This is a genomic window from Cytobacillus oceanisediminis 2691, assembly GCF_007678455.1.
In the GTDB taxonomy this organism is placed as follows: domain Bacteria; phylum Bacillota; class Bacilli; order Bacillales; family Cytobacillaceae; genus Mesobacillus; species Mesobacillus oceanisediminis_A.
The window spans coordinates 501,032-515,257 of sequence record NZ_VEEP01000001.1; the positions used below are offsets into that span (position 1 = coordinate 501,032).

Below are 14,226 nucleotides of genomic sequence, written 5' to 3' on the forward strand. Positions count from 1 at the left end.
CAAAATGTTGTTTTTACACCTGTTGATTGTAGCGGAGCGCCTGGAACGAAAATCAACAGTCTTGTTTAACAGAGCCTAGAACAAAAACAAAGCCTTGAACCATTCAGGCTCAAGGCTTCCTTCCATGCACCGCAATAGTGCTGAAGGCAAAGGGAGAGGAGAAACCGGAGGAAAACTTATGGGGAAACGTAAGTCTTCTCCGCGGTTGGCAACAACATCCTCAAATTGATGTTGTTAATCTTTATTATTTCCATATTAGGAATGGATATACACTGGTTTGGTTAATTTTTTGAATGTGTGGTAGGATAAGGGAGTAATTTATACGAACATAATGTAATAAGCTTACATATTTAAGGAGTAAAAAAATGAGAGTTGTATCAGGTGATTTAAAGGGCCGGGTTTTAAAAGCGGTGCCCGGGACGTCTACCAGGCCTACTACTGATAAAGTTAAGGAAGCTTTGTTCAATATGATTGGCCCTTATTTTACAGGAGGCCTTGGACTTGATTTATTTGCCGGAAGTGGAGGCCTGGGGATTGAGGCACTTAGCAGAGGACTGGACAAAGTCATTTTTGTTGATCGTGAAGGAAAGGCGATTCATGTTATAAATGAGAACCTGAAATCCTGCGACCTGGAAGAGAAAGCAGAAGTTTACAGGAATGAGGCTGTCAGGGCCTTGAAGGCCATTCAAAAAAGAGAGCTGGTCTTCGATTTTATTTTCCTGGACCCTCCTTACAAAAAACAGCAGCTGGTCAAGCTATTGGAAATGATGGATAAAGAGGGGCTTATCCATCAGGAAGGTTTGATTGTCTGTGAACATGCCTCTGATATCAGGCTGCCAGAAAAAATAGGAAAACTGGTGCAAACTAGAAATGAAAAATATGGTATTATCGGAATAACTCTTTATAATGTTGAGGCAGTAGATGAGGGGGAAAAATAGGTGGCAAGAGTTGCTGTTTGTCCAGGCAGTTTCGACCCAATTACATACGGGCACTTGGATATCATCACAAGGGCTGCGAAGGTATTCGATGAACTTTATGTAGTCGTATTGAATAATTCTTCAAAGAAACCGCTGTTTTCAGTAGAAGAAAGAATCGACTTGATAGACCAGGTCACAAAGAGCATCCCGAATGTAAAAGTGGATTCATTTCAGGGCCTGCTGGTTGATTATGCAGAGAGCGTAAATGCCAATGCCATTATCAGGGGGTTGCGCGCCGTTTCGGATTTTGAGTATGAGATGCAAATCACTTCAATGAACAGGGTCTTGGATGACAAAATTGAGACTTTTTTCATCATGACAAATAACCAGTACTCATTCTTAAGTTCAAGCATCGTTAAAGAAGTTGCCAAGTATGGCGGGAAAATTTCCGAATTGGTTCCGAGTGAAGTCGAGGAAGCCTTACTGAAAAAATTCAATGAAGACAAAAAATAACGGGCAGAAATGCCCGTTATTTTTCTTGCAGTATCCGCCTGCCGAAGATCCAGATGTAAATGAGCAAACTGCCAATCGTGATCAGCGGCCCTGCTGTGGCAAGGAGGCTGTATGCTTCTGCCAGGCGGCTTCCCTCCGAAGTCAGATATTCCATTACTGGCAAAGCGTTTGATGGCTGGCCATCCTGGAAAAAGCGTTCATATACTGGTTTCCAAAGGATGAAAGCATAAAAAGCTGCAAAGAACCCATGAATGATCCTCGCGAAAAAGAATGGCTGGAAGCGGATATCTGTCTGGGCGAGAATGCTTGCCACCTGGGCCTGAACGCTAAAACCGCTGAATGCGAGTATGAAGCTTGTAATGACAGCCTGATGCATCAAGGTTGCATCCTGTACCTGGCTAGTCATCTGGCTCCCGAGTGTAATCTCAAATATGCCAGAAATAAATGGAAGGCTAAGCATATCTGTCATTCCCAGCATTCCGAGCATGATTTCAAGGAATTTGGCAAGGAATCCAGTAATGTGAAGATGAAATAACAGTTTGTTTATGACTGAAAACAAGATGATGAAGCCACCGATCATCAACAGGGTCTGGATGGAAGACATTACGGCATCACCGAGCAGTTTTCCAATCGGGCGGTTGTCCTTGATCCTCGTTCTGTGCAGTGCAGCAAAAGCATCTCTTATGGATAAATTCCGTTCTTTATCCTTTGTAGTGCTTTCTTCGCTTCTCCCGTAGAACCTCATGATCAAACCTACGCTGATATTGCCAAGATAATGAGCCAGCGCGAGTATGACCCCAAGCTGGACATTGTAAAAGAATCCCACTGATACAGCTCCGAAAATGAAAAGAGGATTCGAGGAGTTTGTAAAAGAAACCAGCCTTTCTGCTTCAATTTTTGTCAGCTGACCTTCCTGGCGCATCCTTGCCGTCAGCTTAGCTCCTGCTGGAAAGCCAGAAGCCATTCCCATCGCCCAGACAAATCCGCCAACACCCGGTACCTTGAACAGAGGCCTCATTAGGGGTTCGAGAAGTACGCCGATAAAACGGACGACTCCGAATCCGATCAGCATTTCAGATACGATGAAAAAAGGAAGGAGCGAGGGGAAGACAATCTCCCACCACATATTCAATCCCCGGATCGAAGCATCAAAGGATTCCTGGGGAAAGGTAATGAGTGAAACAGCCAGAAAGGTGACGGAGGCTGCAAGGAACAGTGTTTTCAATCTGGATTTTAGCACTTAAGATTCTCCTTCCTGCGGTCTTGCTGTGAAACTTTTTTAAACAATGGTAAAATAAAGTGAAACTCACCGGTGGGGTAATTTTCCATCCCATTCTATATACCTTGCATGCTGTCACATTTATTAAAAGCCTTTGTGACGGGCCGGTTTTAATCAATAAATTTTTACGTGAAAACATGATAAGTTGTCAGCCTTGTCCTCATATAAATCAATATACTCGCTGAACTTCAAATTAGACCAAGTTTAGGATGTATCGACAAAAACATGGGTTTGAGGGAGGAAAAAGCTTTGGCAAGACCAAAGATCGGTTTAGCCTTGGGTTCTGGTGGAGCAAGAGGATTTGCCCATCTGGGTGTCATAAAAGTCCTTAGGGACGAAGACATCCCCATTGATTTAATAGCCGGAAGCAGCATGGGGGCGCTTGTTGCATCTTTCTACGGTGCAGGACTGGATGTTGAACGGCTCTATAAACTATCACGTGTATTCAAACGGAAATATTATCTTGATTTTACGGTTCCAAAAATGGGGTTTATCGCCGGGAAAAGAGTGAAAGAGCTCATCAGGATCTTCACTCATGGAAAAATGATTGAGGAACTGGATATCCCAATTGGAATTGTTGCAACAGATCTCATGTCGGGCGAGAAGGTAGTCTTCAAAGAAGGTCCTGTGGCTGAAGCTGTAAGGGCAAGCATCGCGATTCCGGGGATTTTTGTGCCGGAAAAACTCGGGGGCCGATTATTCGTCGATGGCGGGGTCGTTGATCGGATCCCCGTTTCTGTCGCCAAGGAAATGGGTGCCGATATCGTTATCGCCGTTGATGTATCAAGTGTGAAAATCAACGAGGATGTCACCTCTATATTTGATGTCATCATGCAAAGTATCGATATCATGCAGATGGAGCTGGTTGCGAATCGGGAGGTTGCTTCAGATGTGATGCTCCGGCCGCCAGTTGAAATGTTCAATTCAAAAGCATTTACTAATATAGAAGAAATCATTGAGATTGGCGAAGAAGAAGCGAGAAAGCATATCGATAAAATCAAACAATGCATTGGACAATGGAAGGAGCCGCAAACAGAATGAGCAGAAAGACATCCATAGGCATTTCTATATTGGCAGCTGTTTTAATAATGGCTAGTGCACTTTTTTACCTGCCATACTATGTAACGAAGCCTGGAATGGCAAAGGAGCTTGAACCGATTGTCGAGGTGGAAGGCGGTTATGACGAGGAAGGCAATTTCATGCTTACAACCGTCAGGATGGGCAGAGCCAATATATATGCATACATCATCGCAAAGTTCAGCAAGTACCAGGAAATTTATCCAGTCGAAGATATCAGGGCAGAAGATGAAACGGATGAAGAATACAATATCCGCCAGCTTCACATGATGGATAATTCTAAAACGTCAGCAATCGAGGTGGCCTATAAAAAAGCCGGGAAACCAGTGGACTATACGTATAAAGGTGTTTACGTACTAAGGACTATGGAAGGAATGCCGGCTGACGGGAAATTAAAGCCAGGCGACCTCGTTTACAAGGTAGATGGCAATCCTTTTTCATCATCACAAGAATTCATTGAATATATTAGTTCAAAGAAGCCAGGGGATACAGTAAAGCTAGAGTATAAGCGAAATGGCAAGTCAAAACAGGCCAATATTCCATTGAAGGCACTTGATGATGGAAGCAATCGCCCTGTAGTAGGAATCCAGCTTGTTGATGACAAAGAAATTGACGTGGAACCGGATGTCACGGTGGAATCAGATGAGATCGGCGGACCATCGGCAGGTTTTATGTTCTCATTGGAAATTTACAATCAGTTGATAGAGGAAGATTTGACTAAAGGGTACGAAATAGCTGGAACCGGGACAATGAGCCCTGACGGGACGGTTGGAAGAATCGGCGGAATCCAGCAAAAAGTAGTAGCGGCGGATAAGGCTGGCGCTGAAATCTTTTTCGCACCATTTGAAAAAGGTGCAAAAGGCTCGAATTACGAAGAAGCGCTTATAGCTGCAAAAGATATCAAAACAAAAATGAAGATTGTTCCTGTTGATACTTTTGATGAAGCCGTGTCCTATCTGGAAAATCTAAAAGAAAAATCACGCTGATCCAGCGTGATTTTTTTCTTACCCTTTTAACATGATAGGCGGCTGTGCGAATTCTTCTGCCAGCAATTTTTCTTGACCGCTGCCGTTTTGGCCAAGCGCATAAATCCTTGCTGCTCTGGTATCCAGCTTAAGATCAGGATCAGTGAATGCCGAAAGCTTCGAAACAAGAGGCAGGCCAAAATCTTTCTTCCTTAAGTTCAAGTAAGAACGTCCTTTTTCGGTTGCACCTAGTAACCTTAGATAATTCACCGTATTTTTGGCGGATTTCATTTGATCTTTTCTTGTATTGGTTAAAATATGGAGGCAGACTCTTTGCAGCCTTGTCCATGTATAACGTTTGGTTTTAATGGATTCCATGAATTGCTTAAAGCTGTTTGAGGCAGCTGCAGCGGCAAGCAATCTATTTTCCAGGCCTTCTTCTACTTCATAAAACTCGCTCAATTCCTCAGGGCTGCTTTGCAGGAGCCTGTACTTTAAGAATGGCCAGTAATCTTCCCAGGAATGGAATCCTCCATACTCTTCCCTGTAGCTGATCAAGTGGTTGTAAGTTGAATCTGGGACGTATTGCCTGATCGTTTCGATTTCGCCTGAAGCGCCGAACAGCGCTTTGCGGATGCTGGTCGCACTGGCAATAGTCGCTGAAGCAAAATGCTCATCATGGTAGCCGGCGTTTTTTCTGGTGATTGTTTGTGCCTTCATTGGGCTTTCCTGTCTGAGGATCGCCTGGATGTAATGCATCCCCAAAATGTTATTTGGCTTGGAAATATCAATGAAGCTTTCTGAAGGAGCGAGGGATTGGAATGCAAGCGCTATTGACTTAGGATAGCTGTTTCCTTCTCCTGCAAAAAACCTTATTTTTTCCTGAAAAAAATCATTATTGGCCTCGAGAAAGCTGATTGTCCGCATGAACGCATTGAGATCACCTGATTCACTGCCGAAACATAGAATCTCACAGCCGGCTGCAGACAGGATTGAGACAGAACCTTCTGCAAAGACTTCGGCATGCTGCGTCGCGAATCGGTAGGGAAGTTCAAATACAATGTCTATACCGGCATCCAGTGCCATCTTTGTTCTTGCCCATTTCGAAACAAGCGCAGGTTCCCCCCGCTGCAGAAAATTTCCGCTCATAGCGGCGATGGCAACATCAGCCCCAGACTCTTCCTTTGCCTGCTGCAAATGAAATAGATGGCCATTATGGAAAGGATTATATTCAACGACGACACCAACAGCTTTCATTCTTGTACTCCTTCGTGTTAAGATGGATATTGCATTGTTTTGAAGTTTAATTTAAAGTATTTATGTAAATTATAGTGTAAAGAAAAAATATTGACAAATGATTATACGAAGGGCTATAATTACCTTTGTTGCCTTGGGGTGATTCTATGAAATGGACAATAAGTCAGATACAAAAACATCGAAACAAGGACTTTCTTATTGACGAGTTTGTTCGAATGGACTCAATTAAGGAAACAGATCCGACAATCCGCGAGGTATCTCCCATCCATCTAACAGGAAGGGCGGATATCAGTGCCACGAGAGTGACATTCCATGTCCGGATTGATGGCCATCTGATCCTGCCATGTTCACGGACACTGGTTGATGTAAAATATCCAATTGATGTGGAAACTACTGAAACTTTCATGTTAAACAGCCACGACTATGAGGCTGATGAGGAAGTTCATCAAGTAACAGGCGATGTCATTGATCTTGAACCCATCATCAGGGAGATCTTGCTGGTGGAAGTGCCGATGCAAGTATTCTGTGATGAGAGCGCTGGTCAAGAAGGCGCACCCCAGTCAGGTAAGGATTGGGAAGTAATCGAGGAACAGGAGAAATCCGAAAAACTTGATCCCCGGCTTGCCGGACTTGCAAAATTCTTTGAGGACTCTAAGGATTCCTCTGACTAATGAATGAAAAAAGAGCGTGGAGGTCCAGAAAAGGACTGGCCTTCATAAACTTTCTTATTCCTTTTAAGGAGGTGGGAAGAATGGCTGTACCATTTAGAAGAACATCTAAAACTGCGAAAAGAAAACGCCGTACTCATTTTAAATTACAAGTTCCGGGTATGGTAGCATGCCCTAACTGCGGTGAAATGAAACTTGCTCACCGTGTGTGCAAAGCTTGCGGAACATACAAAGGGAAAGAAGTTGTTAACGACTAATTTTCTTTCAGAAAAAGCACAGGATGCATATGCATCGCTGTGCTTTTTTTGTATATTTGCTCCTTAATACAGAAAATTGATACAATTTGAAGGACTAGTATTTTAGGAGGAGCAGGATGGATTCATACATAATTTCAAAAGAAAAAGACGGAGTGCTGCTTTTTACAATCAACAGGCCCGAAAGAAGAAATGCGATTGATTTTGAGGTAATGGCAGGACTGGAATCTGCAATTGAAATGGCTGCAGACCAGGATGTTAAAGCATTTGCCATTACGGGGGCTGGTGAGCAGGCTTTCTGTTCGGGTGGAGATTTATCTGCCTTCCATCAATTGAAGACAGAAGAACAGGCATATGGGATGCTTTCGCGCATGGCTGGGATTTTGTATAAGCTGCTGACCCTGCCGAAACCAAGCATTGCGATTCTCAATGGTTCTGCAGTTGGAGGCGGTTGTGAAATAGCATCTTCCTGTGATTTCAGGATTGGAAAGCAGGGGATCAAAGCAGGTTTCGTCCAGGCGAACCTGGCGATCACAACCGGCTGGGGAGGGGGAACGATCCTCCTCGAAAGGCTTCCCCATGCTGCATTGAAAATGCTGCTTGATGCCAGGATCCACAATGCTGAGGAGTTGATGAGCTTTGGTTTCCTGAATCATATTTATACAGGAGATCCTATTGATGCCTGTCTCTCATTCATGGAAGGAAGCTTGAAAAAAGAGACAACGGTTTTAGAAGCCTATAAATCTTTAATCAATAAAAAATGGGAGCAATTATCAATGAGAGAAAGGATGGGGGCAGAAGCCGCAAAATGTGCTGTACTATGGGGAGAAGAAGTACATCATAAAAAAGTGGACGAATTCATTAACAAAAAAAATAAAAATAATTGATCGGTATTGGATGATATCAGTCTATCTTTCCTATTAGATGCATAAGAATGAATAAAAAACAATAGGAGGGATTTTCTGATGCCACTAACCCGTCAGGATGCCTGGTCACAGGACGAAGACTTATTGCTTGCTGAAGTTGTATTGCGCAATATCCGCGAGGGCGGCACGCAATTAAAAGCTTTTGAGGAAGTCGGGAAACAGCTGTCAAGAACAGCTGCGGCCTGCGGTTTCCGCTGGAATTCCTACGTAAGGAAACAGTATAAATCAGGAATCGAACTAGCAAAAAAACAGCGAAAAGAAGCAAAAAAACAGGTGAAAGCACAAGAAGTTACTGAAGAAGCTCAGGCTGCGGCAAGTGAAACGCTAAGCCCGGTCCACGAAAAACAGGAAAAGCAATCGAATTTAAGCATTGAAGCAGTAAAACAGTATCTTGATGACCTCTATGAAAAAGCGGGAGTTCTTAACAGTCAGGGTGATCAGAAAGAAAAAATCCGCGGCCTTGAAAAGCAAATCTATTACTTGTCTGCTGAAAATGAAAAATTAGAGACTAAGCTGCGGTCAATGGAAGAAGATTATCGTGCCCTGATTGATATCATGGAGCGGGCAAAAAAAAGAGTAGGCCCTAAAGACGAAGAAAAACAGCAGAAAATGAACTTTCAGGTGGAGGGAAAGGGAAACCTGGAAAAGGTTGAAAAATAACAATAAGAAGCGCCTGCCAGATCTGGCAGGCGCTATTAATATGATACTACTGAACTTGTTCTGTTACACCGGCAGGATACCAGACAAGCGGGTTTTCACCACGGTCTCTTTCCACATCATAATGAACAGGAGTAAAGCCCATCTTTTCCCAGAAGTCCTGTGATTTGACCCGAGGATTCGTCTTGATTGGCAGGCCAAAGCTCTTCGCGAATTCAACGAGTGCTTTTCCATAGCCCTTACCCTGGTAATCCGGAAGTACTTCAAGCTTCCAAAGCTCCAGATAATCCTGGGAAGGTTCGAAGTAGCGGTCAAACTGTTTCTTTACCTGATAAAGGCTCATGCGTGCGACAAGCTTGTCACCGAAATAAATACCGTAGAACGGCGAATCGCTATCATTTTCCACGATATTCGCTTCCAAATCCTCCAACATTGAAAGCTCCTGATGGCCATACTCCTTGAATTTCTTGAATTCTTCCAATGTCTTATAATTGATTTTAAGTTTTTCCACTTTTTTCACCATAATACACTCCCTCTATCAAGCCGCCAATCAATGACTGATCATGCGCTTTTCCTATTCTGAAAAAGGCAGCTGAAATTATTTATTTTTTTACATCTGTTTTTATTATATTATAAAAACATGAAAAATTCTGCATTTGAATTTTAGAAAGCGGTTCCAATTTTTGCAGGAAAGATACAGAATATTGTAGAATTTTAAATAGTGAGCGTATTTTTTACGGGAAAGGGGAAAGAGCGTGCAAAAAATATTGATTGCAAACAGAGGAGAAATAGCGCTTCGCATTATCCGCACTTGCCGTGAGCTTGGGATTGAATCTGTGGCTGTTTATTCTGATGCGGATCAGGAATTGCCTTTTGTAAAAAAAGCTGACAGCGCTTTAAGGATTGGTGAGCCGCCTGTTCAGAAATCCTATCTCAATTCAGATGAAATTTTGAGAATCGCAAAAGAAGAAAAAGTGGATGGCATCCATCCTGGTTATGGCTTTTTATCGGAAAACGCGGATTTTGCCCGAAAAGTGAAGGAAGCCGGGTTGACCTTCATCGGTCCTGCTCCGGATACGATTGAAAAGATGGGCGATAAAATCGTCGCAAGATCGACGATGGAGGCTGCGGGTGTTCCTGTAGTGCCGGGCAGTGAACAGGGTTTGAAAACACTGGATGACGCTGTCAGGCTTGCAGAAGAAATCGGCTACCCGGTCATGCTGAAGGCTAGCGGCGGCGGTGGCGGAATTGGCATGGTGCTCTGTGAAAATGAGCAAGCGCTCGCTAAGAATTTTGAATCCACGAAGGGCAGAGCAAAGGCATATTTCGGATCAGACGAAGTATTCATTGAAAAATACATCAAAAATGCCCGGCATGTCGAGGTCCAGATTTTCGGCGACAGCCATGGCAATCATGTACATATGTTTGAACGTGATTGCTCGATCCAGCGCCGCCACCAAAAAGTGATTGAAGAGGCGCCGTCACCCTTCTTAAGGGAAGAAGCGCGGCAAAAAATGTATGAAACGGCAGTGACAGCTGCCAGGGCCGTGGATTATGTGAATGCCGGGACCGTAGAATTCATTGTGGATGAAAATGAGAATTTTTACTTTCTAGAGATGAATACAAGATTGCAGGTTGAACATCCGGTCACGGAAGCCATTACCGGTCTCGACCTTGTGAAGTGGCAAATCCTTGCAGCGCGGGGTGAAAGACTTCCTTTGCTCCAGAATGAAATCGAGAAGGAGGGATCGGCGATTGAATTCCGTCTCTATGCGGAAGACCCAGTCAGGTTCTTGCCTTCACCAGGTAAAATCACCGAGTTTTCATGGGAGGATCGAGAAGGAGTTCGAGTCGATGCAGGTTATGAAGCAGGTTCGACAGTAACACCTTTTTATGACCCAATGGTTGCGAAGTGCATCGCTGCGGGAGGTACCCGGGAAGAAGCAATCAAGATTGCTGAGGAATTTTTTGCAAACATGAAGCTGGATGGAATCAAATCGAATGCTCCATTGTTTGTGGAAATCTTAAGTGAAGAAGGCTTTAAATCCGGAAACTATACAACTGCATATTTAACAGAAAGAAAATTGGCATCAAAATAGAGGAGGATATGGATATGAAAGAAATTACAGCAAGTATGGCAGGAACGGTATTGAATGTGATGGTGGCAGCTGGGGATTCAATTACGGAAGGCCAGGAAGTGTTGATGCTCGAATCGATGAAGATGGAAATCCCTGTAGAAAGCCAGGGTGCTGGCACGGTAGCTGAAGTGAAAGTGAATATCGGCGACTTTGTTAACGAAGGCGATGTCCTGCTCGTACTAGAATAATAGCGCAGTTAAGATGCCGAAAGACTCTTATATAGAGTGAAAAGGCTGCATAAGGGTGCAATTTACGCCAAACTTGATCCTTAGGAAGAGGAAAGTGCCTTTATAATGGCCTGATCAAGGCTGAAATGTACCCTTTGACAGTTTCAAATAGGTTTTAGGAGGGGAACTATGACAACTGCAAAGACATTAACGGATACTTTACAGGAGAATGTCCAGCAAATTGAAGCTGGCGGCCACCCGAAATATCATGACAAGCTGGCTGAGCAAAATAAAATGTTCGTAAGAGATCGCTTGAATCTTTTATTTGACGAGGGAGTCTACGAGGAAGATGGCAAGTTCGCCAATTTCCAGGCTGGGGACCTGCCTGCGGATGGCGTCGTGACAGCTATTGGCAAAATTGGCGGACAAACTGTTTGTGTCATGGCGAATGATTCGACAGTAAAAGCAGGTTCATGGGGTGCCAGGACGGTTGAGAAGATCATCAGAATCCAAGAAACAGCTGAAAAGCTGAAGGTTCCTTTATTGTATCTTGTCGACTCGGCAGGAGCCCGTATCACTGACCAGCTTGATATGTTCCCGAACAGAAGGGGAGCAGGAAAGATTTTTTATAATCAGGTAAAATTGTCCGGTGTGATCCCGCAAATCTGCCTTCTATTCGGACCTTCCGCAGCAGGAGGGGCTTATATACCAGCGTTCTGCGATATCGTGATCATGGTGGACCAGAATGCATCGATGTATCTTGGATCCCCAAGGATGGCGGAAAAAGTCATTGGCGAAAAGGTCACATTGGAGGAAATGGGCGGCGCCCGGATGCACTGCTCTGTGAGCGGTGTAGGCGATATGCTTGTCTACAGTGAGCAAGAAGCCATTGAAGCAGCGAAGCGGTATGTGAGTTATTTCCCTGCAAATTTCCAGTCCAAAACACCATTGATTGAAGGAGTTGCTCCAAAGGCAGGAAGAAGCCTGGAAGAGATTGTTCCATTGAATCAAAATGCACCTTTTGACATGTATGAAGGAATCGATGCTTTGATTGATGAGGGGAGTTTCTTTGAAATCAAAAAGCTGTTCGCCCCTGAAATCATAACAGGCCTTGCCCGCATCGACGGACGTGCTGTAGGAATCATCGCGAACCAGCCGAAGGTAAAAGGCGGAGTTTTATTCGTTGATTCTGCCGATAAGGCGGCAAAATTCATCACACTCTGCGATGCGTTCCATATTCCATTGCTGTTCCTTGCAGATGTTCCAGGCTTCATGATTGGCACTAAGGTCGAAAGAGCAGGAATCATCCGCCATGGTGCAAAGCTGATTGCGGCGATGAGTTCAGCCACCGTACCAAAAATCTCTGTTATTGTACGAAAGGCATACGGTGCAGGCTTATATGCGATGGCAGGACCAGCATTCGAACCGGATTGCTGCATAGCGCTTCCTACTGCGCAAATTGCGGTCATGGGTCCTGAAGCAGCTGTAAATGCGGTGTATTCAAATAAAATCAATCAAATCGAAGACCCGAAAGAAAAAATCGCTTTTGTCCATGAAAAGCATCAGGAATACAAAGAGAGCATTGACATTTATAAACTCGCTTCCGAACTGATCGTAGATGATATCGTCGCAGCGAACGATTTGAGGAATGCCCTGATCGATCGCTTCAAATTATATGAAACAAAGGACATGGAGTTCAGTGTCAGGAAACACCCTGTCTATCCTGTATAAAAAATGAAACGGAGATCCTTGAGGGTCTCCGTTTCATTTTTGGCCGTCTAGCAAATTAAATGAAAAATCCTTAATCCTTTCTTCCTAAGTGGCATTTGTTTCTGCTAAAATATGACTAAAGATCTTACTATTGATTACACATGTGATAGATTTTCAGGAGATGCACAAGTTGATTGTGTGCTGACTCCTTCAATGAGGGGCTTTTATGAAGATAGCGATAATTGGCGGCGGTTCATTAGGTTTATTATTCTCCTATTACCTCGGAATCAAAAACGAAGTTTCCATCTATACGAGGACAAAAGAGCAAGCAGAACAGATCAACAAAAATGGAGTGCATCTGATAAAAGGCGGCATAGCGCAGCCTCCGCTCAAGGTTTCGGCTGCGGCCATCCAGGAGTGGCAAGGAAAAGAAGAGTTTACTGTTGTGGCAGTGAAGCAATATCAGCTCCCTGGACTAATGGATGAGCTCAAGATGAATGCCCGAAACAGCATCCTCTTTCTGCAAAACGGATACGGCCATATAAAGCTGCTCTCGGAGATTACTGCGCCTGATATTTATGTGGGATCGGTCGAACATGGAGCAGTAAGGGCTAATGAATATACAGTTCAGCATAATGGCATCGGAGTCACCAGAACTGCAGTATACCGCGGAGAAGCCCATCTTCTCAGAGAATTGCCGATGAATGTTCCTGATGACTTTCCAGTACACTTAGAATCTGATTATAAAGAGATGCTCATCAAGAAGCTGGTGGTCAATGCTGTCATCAATCCATTGACTGCAATCCTGAAAGTCAGGAATGGCGAGCTGATCGATAATCCCTTTTACTTTGAGATCTTCAAGCAACTGTTTGAGGAGTGTGCCCTTGTCCTTGGTCTGGAACATAAGGAAGACTACCTCCAGAACCTGATGACGGTATGCGCAAAAACAGCAAATAACCATTCATCCATGTATAAGGATATTGAAAATGGCAGACAGACTGAGATTGACGCCATCCTTGGTTACTTGCTCGAATTATCAATAAGCAAAAATATCAAAGCTCCGTTAATACATAACTATTATCATTGCATCAAGGGGAAGGAGCAAGAAAGGGAGGGAGCATGATGCCTGGATTCTTCTCCGCACTTGTTGCCGCATTGATCACAGTGCCAATAATTGGCTATCTCGCTGTGTTCATCATCACCAAACAAATCACGGGAAACCATCGTCGTTCTGTCAATCTGGCCATTGACTTCAGTACTTTTTTGCTAGTACTGTCTGTCCATTTTTTGATCCTGACCATTTGGGGAAAATCCTTTTTTTGGCTCATACTGATCATTTTATTTGGCTTGGCGGCCATATTCGTCTGGATCCATTGGCAATATAAAGAGGAAATCGTCATGCCAAAGGTATTTAAGGGTTTTTGGCGGTTTAATTTTCTGCTTTTCAGTTCGGCTTATATCATCCTTGTGCTATTTGGATTGTATAAGCGCCTGATGTTCCTGTTTGCTTGACCCGATGTTGGACCGTCTCTTCGAAGGTCCAGCATTTTTTGATTCCTGCAAACCGAACGGAGCAAAAGCCTGCTGCACCGAAATTAACCAAGAGTAGGACAGCTTCTATTCAAAAAAAACCTTGATTTTAGAAATTTCGAAAGGCAAAGTTTTTTTCTTTTCATTTCAAACAATGCTATACTCATT

16 protein-coding genes are annotated in these 14,226 nt (G+C 43.7%); 13 read left to right on the forward strand and 3 right to left on the reverse strand.

Annotation, left to right across the window (positions count from 1 at the left end):
* Positions 1-365: 365 nt before the first annotated feature.
* Both rsmD and coaD read left to right on the forward strand, forming a co-directional pair.
* Positions 366-938, forward strand: a complete 573-nt coding sequence (gene rsmD, locus FS736_RS02515) for a 16S rRNA (guanine(966)-N(2))-methyltransferase RsmD (protein ID WP_144474772.1) — start codon at positions 366-368, stop codon at positions 936-938.
* Positions 939-1,430 carry a pantetheine-phosphate adenylyltransferase gene (gene coaD / locus FS736_RS02520; protein ID WP_144474773.1) on the forward strand — a complete coding sequence of 164 codons (492 nt, stop codon included), beginning with the start codon at positions 939-941 and terminating at the stop codon, positions 1,428-1,430. It abuts the gene before it with no gap.
* Positions 1,431-1,446: 16 nt separating this feature from the next.
* Here coaD and ylbJ read toward each other — a convergent pair whose 3' ends face one another.
* Entirely contained in the window at positions 1,447-2,670 is a 1,224-nt protein-coding gene (gene ylbJ, locus FS736_RS02525; protein WP_144474774.1) for a sporulation integral membrane protein YlbJ, read from the reverse strand.
* A 264-nt stretch (positions 2,671-2,934) separates the two neighbouring features.
* Here ylbJ and FS736_RS02530 point away from each other — a divergent pair, with 264 nt between their 5' ends.
* A complete protein-coding gene (locus FS736_RS02530) occupies positions 2,935-3,750 on the forward strand; it encodes a patatin-like phospholipase family protein (RefSeq protein WP_186326639.1) in 816 nt (271 codons plus the stop codon).
* Complete coding sequence (locus FS736_RS02535; RefSeq protein ID WP_144474776.1) at positions 3,747-4,772, forward strand: SepM family pheromone-processing serine protease; 1,026 nt, start codon at positions 3,747-3,749, stop codon at positions 4,770-4,772. The genes FS736_RS02530 and FS736_RS02535 overlap by 4 nt, the downstream gene beginning before the upstream one ends.
* An 18-nt stretch (positions 4,773-4,790) precedes the next feature.
* Here FS736_RS02535 and FS736_RS02540 read toward each other — a convergent pair whose 3' ends face one another.
* On the reverse strand, positions 4,791-6,008 hold the full coding sequence (locus tag FS736_RS02540) for a nucleotidyltransferase (protein WP_144474777.1): 1,218 nt from the start codon (positions 6,006-6,008) through the stop codon (positions 4,791-4,793).
* Between the two features lie 146 nt (positions 6,009-6,154).
* Here FS736_RS02540 and FS736_RS02545 point away from each other — a divergent pair, with 146 nt between their 5' ends.
* The 4 genes from FS736_RS02545 (at position 6,155) to FS736_RS02560 (ending at position 8,516) form a co-directional block, all read left to right on the forward strand.
* Positions 6,155-6,679 (forward strand): YceD family protein, encoded by a 525-nt coding sequence (locus tag FS736_RS02545; RefSeq protein ID WP_144474778.1) that lies wholly within the window; start codon positions 6,155-6,157, stop codon positions 6,677-6,679.
* 80 nt (positions 6,680-6,759) lie between these two features.
* Positions 6,760-6,933 carry a 50S ribosomal protein L32 gene (gene rpmF / locus FS736_RS02550; protein ID WP_023615018.1) on the forward strand — a complete coding sequence of 58 codons (174 nt, stop codon included), beginning with the start codon at positions 6,760-6,762 and terminating at the stop codon, positions 6,931-6,933.
* A gap of 116 nt (positions 6,934-7,049) precedes the next feature.
* The gene (locus FS736_RS02555; RefSeq protein WP_144474779.1) at positions 7,050-7,817 is read left to right on the forward strand and encodes an enoyl-CoA hydratase/isomerase family protein; all 768 of its coding nucleotides are present in this window, start codon (positions 7,050-7,052) and stop codon (positions 7,815-7,817) included.
* Positions 7,818-7,895: 78 nt separating this feature from the next.
* The gene (locus FS736_RS02560) at positions 7,896-8,516 is read left to right on the forward strand and encodes an RsfA family transcriptional regulator (protein ID WP_144474780.1); all 621 of its coding nucleotides are present in this window, start codon (positions 7,896-7,898) and stop codon (positions 8,514-8,516) included.
* Positions 8,517-8,562: 46 nt separating this feature from the next.
* On the opposite strand, the gene FS736_RS02565 is transcribed toward FS736_RS02560, so the two are convergent.
* A complete protein-coding gene (locus FS736_RS02565) occupies positions 8,563-9,036 on the reverse strand; it encodes an N-acetyltransferase (protein ID WP_144474781.1) in 474 nt (157 codons plus the stop codon).
* Between the two features lie 232 nt (positions 9,037-9,268).
* Between FS736_RS02565 and FS736_RS02570 the strand changes: the two genes are divergently transcribed.
* From FS736_RS02570 to FS736_RS02590, 5 genes are all read left to right on the forward strand, one after another.
* Positions 9,269-10,612, forward strand: a complete 1,344-nt coding sequence (locus FS736_RS02570) for an acetyl-CoA carboxylase biotin carboxylase subunit (RefSeq protein ID WP_144474782.1) — start codon at positions 9,269-9,271, stop codon at positions 10,610-10,612.
* 14 nt (positions 10,613-10,626) lie between these two features.
* Positions 10,627-10,839, forward strand: coding sequence for an acetyl-CoA carboxylase biotin carboxyl carrier protein subunit (locus FS736_RS02575; protein ID WP_144474783.1), 213 nt, complete (start codon positions 10,627-10,629; stop codon positions 10,837-10,839).
* A 168-nt stretch (positions 10,840-11,007) separates the two neighbouring features.
* A complete protein-coding gene (locus tag FS736_RS02580; RefSeq protein WP_144474784.1) occupies positions 11,008-12,549 on the forward strand; it encodes an acyl-CoA carboxylase subunit beta in 1,542 nt (513 codons plus the stop codon).
* A 205-nt stretch (positions 12,550-12,754) separates the two neighbouring features.
* Positions 12,755-13,651 carry a 2-dehydropantoate 2-reductase gene (locus FS736_RS02585; RefSeq protein WP_144474785.1) on the forward strand — a complete coding sequence of 299 codons (897 nt, stop codon included), beginning with the start codon at positions 12,755-12,757 and terminating at the stop codon, positions 13,649-13,651.
* Positions 13,648-14,040: a DUF3397 domain-containing protein gene (locus FS736_RS02590; RefSeq protein ID WP_313959697.1), complete on the forward strand. Its 393-nt coding sequence runs from the start codon at positions 13,648-13,650 to the stop codon at positions 14,038-14,040. The genes FS736_RS02585 and FS736_RS02590 overlap by 4 nt, the downstream gene beginning before the upstream one ends.
* Positions 14,041-14,226: the final 186 nt, after the last annotated feature.

Bases quoted from the DNA above. Each gene is read 5' to 3' on its own strand.
- FS736_RS02560 (WP_144474780.1), top strand. From the start codon at position 7,896: ATGCCACTAACCCGTCAGGATGCCTGGTCACAGGACGAAGACTTATTG.
- FS736_RS02545 (WP_144474778.1), top strand. From the start codon at position 6,155: ATGAAATGGACAATAAGTCAGATACAAAAACATCGAAACAAGGACTTT.
- FS736_RS02585 (WP_144474785.1), top strand. From the start codon at position 12,755: ATGAAGATAGCGATAATTGGCGGCGGTTCATTAGGTTTATTATTCTCC.
- rpmF (WP_023615018.1), top strand. From the start codon at position 6,760: ATGGCTGTACCATTTAGAAGAACATCTAAAACTGCGAAAAGAAAACGC.
- FS736_RS02575 (WP_144474783.1), top strand. From the start codon at position 10,627: ATGAAAGAAATTACAGCAAGTATGGCAGGAACGGTATTGAATGTGATG.
- FS736_RS02580 (WP_144474784.1), top strand. From the start codon at position 11,008: ATGACAACTGCAAAGACATTAACGGATACTTTACAGGAGAATGTCCAG.
- FS736_RS02555 (WP_144474779.1), top strand. From the start codon at position 7,050: ATGGATTCATACATAATTTCAAAAGAAAAAGACGGAGTGCTGCTTTTT.
- FS736_RS02540 (WP_144474777.1), bottom strand. From the start codon at position 6,008: ATGAAAGCTGTTGGTGTCGTCGTTGAATATAATCCTTTCCATAATGGC.
- FS736_RS02565 (WP_144474781.1), bottom strand. From the start codon at position 9,036: ATGGTGAAAAAAGTGGAAAAACTTAAAATCAATTATAAGACATTGGAA.
- FS736_RS02535 (WP_144474776.1), top strand. From the start codon at position 3,747: ATGAGCAGAAAGACATCCATAGGCATTTCTATATTGGCAGCTGTTTTA.
- rsmD (WP_144474772.1), top strand. From the start codon at position 366: ATGAGAGTTGTATCAGGTGATTTAAAGGGCCGGGTTTTAAAAGCGGTG.
- FS736_RS02590 (WP_313959697.1), top strand. From the start codon at position 13,648: ATGATGCCTGGATTCTTCTCCGCACTTGTTGCCGCATTGATCACAGTG.
- FS736_RS02530 (WP_186326639.1), top strand. From the start codon at position 2,935: ATGGGTTTGAGGGAGGAAAAAGCTTTGGCAAGACCAAAGATCGGTTTA.